A 7,733-nucleotide genomic window follows, 5' to 3' on the forward strand; every position below is an offset into this window, starting at 1 on the left:
AGTAAACTCTACACTCTATGCTGTCAACGAGCTCCTAAAGGTGCCCCCCGCGCCTCTAACGTAAAAGCCCCATAAATGGGGCTTTTTTTATGAAACTTGCTTACATCGGGCATTCGCCCCAATCGCATTCAACGTGATAAATAAGGTCTGTTATCTTAGTTGGTGTTAAGCGGTCTTTTGCTTCTACTTGAAGCATATGTGCTGTCAACTGTTCGAATAGTTGCCAATGTTTGAGCAGGCATTCATCCTCTTCCGTTGCTTCTTCGGACCAGGTCTCTTTAAGCATTGGCATCATGCAGGCAGAACCATAGGCGTATAGCATCATCTGCCATTTAAGCTCGCGCATTTCAAAATGTTCGCCATCGCTGCGGTCTTGGTTATATTGGTCGACTAATGCCATCACAATGCACTCAATTTCACCTTTACTATCAATGAAATAGTCGAAAAATTCATTTTCTTGACGCATAGCGTCTGCGATGAGCTGAATTGGCTGACGCACCACCATTAGGTTGGCTAGCATTTCACAGGCAAATCGGTATAGCTTGATGTTAGCGGGTGTATTTTCTGGGAGTTGCTCGAGTAGATTCAAAATGTACTTCTGCATGTAAGCATGCATGTGGTCACTGATGCCGTACCAGATTTGTTCTTTGCTACCAAAGTGGTGACGGATCAAGCTGTGCGACACGCCAGCGCGTTCACTGATATTACGAATAGAAACTCGCTCATACCCAAGTTCGCAGAACATTTCTGCGGCGACCGTCATGATCAGGTTTTTCGTCTCTTCTGCCGCCATGGCGCTGCGACGACCTTTCTTCTTCTCCACTCGATACCTTTTTAATTAATCAATCCTATATAGGGTACTGCAATTGCATATCTATCGACAAGATGTGCGTCAAAGCTGATGCAAAAAGCAGAAAGTTCACAGAATCAACGCGTTTTAGGCTCTTATAACCAAAAGCGATGAATGTCATCGAAAAAATTATACTGCACGCATGTGCAATAATTATTGATCTCCTTCAAATTATACATATACTGCACAACTGTAAAGTAATTTACTGCACACCCGTAAAATATAATTTGGGATGAATATTATGAAAACCCATCGTCTATTCAAAAAAACCAGCATGCTGGTGCTCCCCGTTTTGGCAGCCATTGGTCTGTCTGGGTGCAACCAAGCACAATCAGAAATCAATGAGCCTGTGATTAAGCCTGTTAAAGTGGTGGAGGTCCCAGAACTCAATTTTGCTCCTGTAAACAGCTACCTAGCGCAGGTTGATGCAACAGACCGTGCGCAACTCTCTTTTCAAGTAGCAGGGCAAATTTCATCCATAGACGTAAAGATGGGTGAGGCGATTAATAAAGGTGAGATTTTGGCAACGCTTGATCCTACCGATTACCAAGTCGCGCTGGATGCAAGACAGGCTGAGTTTGATTTGGCGGAATCTCAACTTAAACGCGCTAAGCAGCTTTTTGCCAAGAAGCTGATCAGTGCCGATGAGTTTGACCGCAACGAAACTCAGTTTAAAGCCGCTGAGGCATCCCTTGCCCAAGCCAAAGCTGACCTAGGTTATACCCAAATTATCGCGCCATTTGATGGTGTGGTATCGCTGACGTATCAAAAGCCTTTTGAAGTTGTTGGTGCGAAGCAGCCTATTTTGAACCTTATTAGCAGCCAAGATTTGGATGTTACCTTCACGATTCCAGTGACAGAGGTGAAGGCGATGACCCTTGAGCAGTTAAAAGACCAGCATTTCTTTGTGACTTTAGATAGCCATCGCAACCAGCGAATCGAAGCGCGTTTTCGCGAAATTGCGATGCAGCCTGATCTTGATACCAACAGCTATGCCGCTGCGGTAACCATTGCTAAGCCTGCAAACATCAATGTGCTGTCTGGCATGTCAGGACAAGTGCATATTCAAAGTGAAGCCAAAGAGCGAGCGTTCTCACTACCTGCAAGCGCTTGGATTAGCCAACAAGACAGCAGCGGAAAAGTATGGCGCTTTGATCCAGAAACGGAGCAAATTCATCAAGTCCAACTCTCTACCAACGAGGTTGGTGCGGTAACCGCGGGACTTCAGCAAGGCGACCAAATTGTGGTTGCAGGCGCTGCCAATCTAGTGGAAGGACAACGCGTAAAACTATGGACTCGTGAGGGCGGTATCTAGTGAAAAAGTCAATTATTGCAATCGGACTGGCAGCTCTCACGCTTCAGGGCTGCTATTCGGATATCACCGTACGTGAACGAGCACCTTTGATGGTTGAGACTATTGAAGTGTCTAAGCCTGTTGAGCAGCAGTATCGCGAGTTTCGTGGTCAGGTGGTGACTGCAGAGCAAACAAACCTGTCATTTCGAATTCAGGGTGAGATTGCTCATCTCCTTGTGAAGCCGGGACAATCAGTGAAGAAGGGTCAAGTGGTCGCTAAGCTCGACGACAAAAAGCTCCAGCAGCAATATCGTGATGCACTAGCTCAGTATGAGTTGGCGACTAAGCAGTTACGTCGTGGCGCAGAGCTTTACTCTCGCGAAATGATCTCGAGCTCTGAGCTAGATGAGCTGACCTCTAACCGACAGCTTACCAAAGCGCAATATCAGAATATTCAGCATCAGATTCAGTATACCAGTTTGAAAGCGCCATTTGCTGGCGTCGTCGCGGAAGTGGACAAAGAGCGTTTTGAGAATGTTGGTCCAGGTGAAACTGTGGTCTCGATTTATCAAGATGACAAGGTCTATGTGAAGATCAGCCTCTCCGACCATATTCTGGCCTCTATTACGCCACAAGCACAGCGAGATGCTTATGAGCCAAGAGCTTTCTTCTCTGGTCAGGATAAAAGCTACACCATGGAGTATCTAGAGCACTCTAGCGAGCCCGATGCAGTGAGCCGTGCCTACGAGCTTTGGCTTCAGATGCCTCAGCCAGATGCCAAAATCTTGCCGGGTACGAGCGTGTCTGTGCACGTTGATATGGTGGCTGCCGGACTAAGCACAATTCAAGGTTACCAATTGCCAATGACAGTGCTAGAGGCAGGCGACCAGCCGAGCGAATTTTTTGTGTGGAAACATCTAGAAGGCGTAGCTACAAAAACGCCAGTGCGCGTTGATCAAGTCAACAGCTTCGGTGTGATTGTCGACTCTGGCGTGAGCCAAGGTGACATTTTGATTAGCTCTAGTTTAAGAAAACTGAGAGACGGTGAAGCAGTAGCGCTCATGGAGAACAATAAATAATGAGTCTTACCGAGTATTCAATTAAAAACCGCGTCATAAGCTGGCTGTTTCTAGTTATCTTAGCAATCGGTGGTATTCAATCGTTTAACGACTTAGGGCGTTTAGAAGACCCTGCGTTTACCATCAAAGATGCCATGGTTATCTCTACCTATTCGGGGGCGACGTCAACTGAGGTTGAAGAAGAACTCACGTATCCGCTAGAAAAAGAGATCCGCAAGCTTCCTTATATCGACAACATCAAATCCACCTCCTCTGCCGGTCTTTCTCAGATCATGGTGAGTATGGAGATGGATTATGGCCCGGACGAGCTTCCGCAAATTTGGGATGAAATGCGTCGTAAGATCAATGATTTGCGTCCAAATTTGCCTGCTGGCGTTAACTCAATTCAGATCATCGATGATTTTGGTGATGTGTTTGGGGTGATGATCATGGTAACGGGCGATGGCTATGACTATGTCGAGCTCAAGCGCTACGCGGATTACCTTAGCCGAGAGCTAGAGTTGGTCGATGGCGTTGGTAAAGTCGATATTTCTGGTAATCAACAAGAGATGCTATTTGTCGAGCTATCATTGGAGCGCCTTTCTGCCCTTAACCTAGACATGAACACCGTGATGGGACTGTTGAACCAACAAAACAGCGTCCAATCTGCGGGTGAAATCATGATCAACGGCGAGAGTTTAGCAATTCGTCCTAATGGCAGCTTGGACTCTGTTGAGTCATTGGAAAACCTGATCATTCATGGTCGTGACACAGGTAACTTGATTCGTCTAAAAGACGTGGCTGACATCTCTAAGGGCATTCAAGAGAAGCCATCGAATGTAATTACCTTTAATGGTAAGCCTGCCATTAACCTGGCGATTTCGTTTGGCTCTGGCGTGAACGTGGTTGAGGTAGGTAAAGCCCTTGATGCCGAGCTTCAAGCTCTAGAAAGCATCAAGCCAGCAGGTATTCATCTTGATTACTTTTATAACCAGTCTGCAGAAGTTGATAAGTCGGTTCAAGACTTTGTTGTGAGTCTGGCTCAAGCGGTGGGCATCGTTATCGTGGTGCTGCTGTTCACCATGGGTATGCGCAGTGGCATCATTATTGGTGCAGTATTGCTACTTACCGTGTTTGGTACCTTCATCATGATGAGTATCAACAACATCGAGCTTCATCGTATTTCCTTGGGCGCGCTAATCATTGCTCTGGGTATGCTGGTGGACAATGCCATCGTCATTGTTGAAGGTATTTTGGTTGGACTAAAACAAGGTCAAACCAAGAAGCAGGCAGCGATGAGTATTGCTAAACAGACTCAGTGGCCATTACTCGGCGCAACAGTGATCGCGATTACGGCATTTGCACCTATCGGTCTTTCGCAAGATGCGACGGGTGAGTTTATGGGCTCACTATTCTGGGTACTTTGTTACTCGCTGTTCCTAAGTTGGATTACGGCGCTGACACTGACTCCGTTCCTTGCAGACATGCTGCTTAAAGAGTCGAACAAGAATGAACAAGCAGACAATGCAGACCCATATAAAGGCGTGCTGTTTACGGTGTTCCGCTGGTCGCTGGAGTTGGCTCTTAAGCTTCGCTGGTTGACGGTCGCGGGTATGATTGCGCTGCTGGTCTCGGCTGTGATGGCATTTGGTTTGGTGAAGCAGTCGTTCTTCCCACCATCGAATACGCCAATGTTCTTCGTGGATATGTGGATGCCTGAGGGTACGGATATCCGTCAGACCTTGAAACAAACTGAGAAAGTTGAAGAGTACATTCAGTCGCAAGGCGATGTGGAGTTTGTATCGACCTCAGTAGGTCAGGGCTTGCAACGCTTCATGTTGACTTATCAGCCAGAGAAAAGCTACGAGGGCTACGCGCAGTTGCAGGTTCGTACTACGAGCCGAGACAACATGTTTGAGCTGCTGCACAAGCTGGATTCGGAACTTGCCCATGAATTTGCTGCGCCAACATTCCAGCTGAGGCTAATGGAGTTTGGTCCGTCACCTGCGTCTAAGATAGAAGCGCGTATTGTGGGACCTGATCCGCAAGTACTGCGTGATATCGCGGTTCAAGTAGAAGACATTTTGCTCGCAGATCCGGGTTCACGAAACGTTCGCCACGACTGGCGTGAACGTACGAAACAGCTGGTTCCTCAGTTCAATGAGTCGAAGGCACGTCGCTTAGGCATTTCTAAAGAAGATCTGTCGAGCACACTACAATTAGCCTTTGGTGGTAACACGATTGGCGTGTTCCGCGATGGCACACAAATGCTACCTATCGTTACTCGCCTAACGGAAGCTGAGCGTGTCGATTACGCATCACTGCAGAACATCTCTATCTGGAGTCCAATGCTGCAGACGTATGTCCCGGTAGAGCAGGTGATTGATGATGTGACGCTTGAGTGGCAAGAGCCAATCATTCAGCGTCGTGACAGAAAACGTACGTTAACGGTGTTGGCTGACCATGATGTACTTGGAGATGAGACAGCAGCGAGTTTGTTCGCTCGTGTTAAGCCACAGGTAGAATCACTGCCTTTACCTGCTGGCTACACGATCGAATGGGGCGGCGAGTATGAGTCGTCTAAAGATGCACAAGAAGCGATGTTTAAATCGTTGCCTATGGGCTACCTATTGATGTTTATCATCACTATGTTGCTGTTCAACTCGTTCAAAAAGCCGTTGGTGATCTGGTTAACTGTACCACTGTCTATTATCGGTGTTGCATTTGGTCTCTTATTATCAAACATGCCATTTAGTTTCACGGCGTTGCTCGGACTATTGAGCTTGAGCGGTATGATTCTGAAAAACGGGATTGTATTGATGGATCAGATCAACCTTGAGTTAGAAAGTGGTAAAGACCCGTATCTAGCCATTGTCGATAGCGCGGTGAGTCGTGTGCGCCCAGTGAGTATGGCAGCCCTGACTACCATCTTGGGTATGATTCCATTGGTGTTTGATGCGTTCTTTGGATCAATGGCGATCACGATCATGGCAGGTCTTGGCTTTGCAACAGTACTAACACTCATCGTTGTTCCTGTATTGTTCGCTATTTTCTTTAAGGTAAAACCTGCGAAATAACTGAAATTACAGTGGATATGACGAAAAGCCTGCATTAATTGCAGGCTTTTTTGCGTTACAAGGATGTGAATTTTGAACCCGCTTCTCGCATTTTGACGCCATTTTTGTGATTTTTGCGGACGAGTTCCGTATTCATCGTCTTTACCGAGTTATTTGTAAGTTAATTTCGAAATCTTGATCAAATTTTCGCAAAATAATGACGTTATTTTGGAATACCAACCACATTTTTTGGCATGATCGTTTTGTAATTCGACCCACTTTCAACACAATATGGTCACGAAACGATCAGATGCAAATGGAGACACCTCACATGCCGACTAACTACTGCGCAGCGTGCAAGAAAGATACCGCCCATAAAGCAGTCATGCGCCGCAGTCATAACGACAGTTCATCCGCGCTTCAAAGCTTCCAAATGCTTATGTCTCAACTGGTTAACGGTAGTGGTTACTACAAGTTAGAACGCCAACTGTATTGCCGAGTTTGCAATACTCAGAATCAAGAGTCTGTAAAACCAGTTATCACTGGTCAAACGAATCTGGCTTAGATTCACACTGTAAACTGTTATCGATTAGTGGAATTTGTCACAACTTTGTGATCTCACGTCTATTTACAGGCATAACCTTTGATTTACAATCGTGAAATCTCCAATTCACTTGAGTTAAATCAATGGCTTCGCTTGCTTTAGATAAAATCGATTTGGAAATCCTTCGAATACTCAGCCGTAAAGGTCGTATGCCCATTGTCGAGTTGGCCAAACTCGTCAACCTTACGACGTCTCCATGTTCTGATCGCGTTAAACGGCTTGAGAAAGAGGGATTCATCCTTGGTTACCATGCTGAGCTCAACCCAGAAAAGTTGAACTTGGATGTTCAGGTCTTTATTCATATCCGTCTGGATCAGACGAGTTTCTCCATTTTTGAAAAGTTCGCTAAAGCTGTTGAGCTTATGCCGGAAATAGAAGAGTGCTATTCCTTGTCAGGTGACTTTGACACCATGATCAAGGTTCGCACCAAAGACATGAAGTCTTATCAATCCTTTATGTCAACCAAACTCGGCACGCTTCCGGGAGTTATTCAGACTCGCAGCGAAGTCGTCATAGAAGAACATAAAACCGGCTTTGGTGTGAACCCTGACCTCCTTGACACACTTTGACGCAATTAGACAAACCATTACCTATCCTGCGTTGATATAAACGCTCCCGTCACAGACTCTTTCAGCCCATGAGTACCGCCAGAGAAGTACGTATTTCTTTTTTGAGAATTAGCGCAATCTCTGGTGGCTAAGTGTTTATATATCTGAGTTTTTTTGTTAAGAAATGATGTATATAAATTAGAAATGTGATTTAACAGTCCTACACTAAAATTAAACGAAAATTTCGATTAAACAATAAGTTGCTGTAGTGATTAGTTACGTATTGCTTGAGTCCAAAAGCGACGGTTGTTGAGGAGTTCGCC

At 45.8% G+C, this 7,733-nt stretch carries 6 protein-coding genes; 5 read left to right on the forward strand and 1 reads right to left on the reverse strand.

Features of this window, described 5'->3' with window-relative positions; all coding sequences use genetic code 11:
• Nucleotides 1–100 precede the first annotated feature (100 nt).
• Nucleotides 101–823 (reverse strand): TetR/AcrR family transcriptional regulator, encoded by a 723-nt coding sequence (locus AC6I8U_RS21535; RefSeq protein WP_498018472.1) that lies wholly within the window; start codon nt 821–823, stop codon nt 101–103.
• Between the two features lie 268 nt (nt 824–1,091).
• Here AC6I8U_RS21535 and AC6I8U_RS21540 point away from each other — a divergent pair, with 268 nt between their 5' ends.
• The 5 genes from AC6I8U_RS21540 to AC6I8U_RS21560 all read left to right on the forward strand — a co-directional run bounded on the left by AC6I8U_RS21540 (nt 1,092) and on the right by AC6I8U_RS21560 (nt 7,431).
• Complete coding sequence (locus AC6I8U_RS21540) at nt 1,092–2,165, forward strand: efflux RND transporter periplasmic adaptor subunit (RefSeq protein ID WP_498018473.1); 1,074 nt, start codon at nt 1,092–1,094, stop codon at nt 2,163–2,165.
• Nucleotides 2,165–3,223, forward strand: coding sequence for an efflux RND transporter periplasmic adaptor subunit (locus AC6I8U_RS21545; RefSeq protein ID WP_498018474.1), 1,059 nt, complete (start codon nt 2,165–2,167; stop codon nt 3,221–3,223). Before AC6I8U_RS21540 ends, AC6I8U_RS21545 begins: the two co-directional genes overlap by 1 nt.
• The gene (locus AC6I8U_RS21550; RefSeq protein ID WP_498018475.1) at nt 3,223–6,279 is read left to right on the forward strand and encodes an efflux RND transporter permease subunit; all 3,057 of its coding nucleotides are present in this window, start codon (nt 3,223–3,225) and stop codon (nt 6,277–6,279) included. Before AC6I8U_RS21545 ends, AC6I8U_RS21550 begins: the two co-directional genes overlap by 1 nt.
• A 310-nt stretch (nt 6,280–6,589) precedes the next feature.
• Nucleotides 6,590–6,823 (forward strand): hypothetical protein, encoded by a 234-nt coding sequence (locus AC6I8U_RS21555; RefSeq protein WP_042475162.1) that lies wholly within the window; start codon nt 6,590–6,592, stop codon nt 6,821–6,823.
• Nucleotides 6,824–6,945: 122 nt separating this feature from the next.
• On the forward strand, nt 6,946–7,431 hold the full coding sequence (locus AC6I8U_RS21560) for an Lrp/AsnC family transcriptional regulator (RefSeq protein ID WP_128649976.1): 486 nt from the start codon (nt 6,946–6,948) through the stop codon (nt 7,429–7,431).
• Nucleotides 7,432–7,733: the final 302 nt, after the last annotated feature.

It is taken from the genome of Vibrio sp. KUL80, from assembly GCF_059725495.1.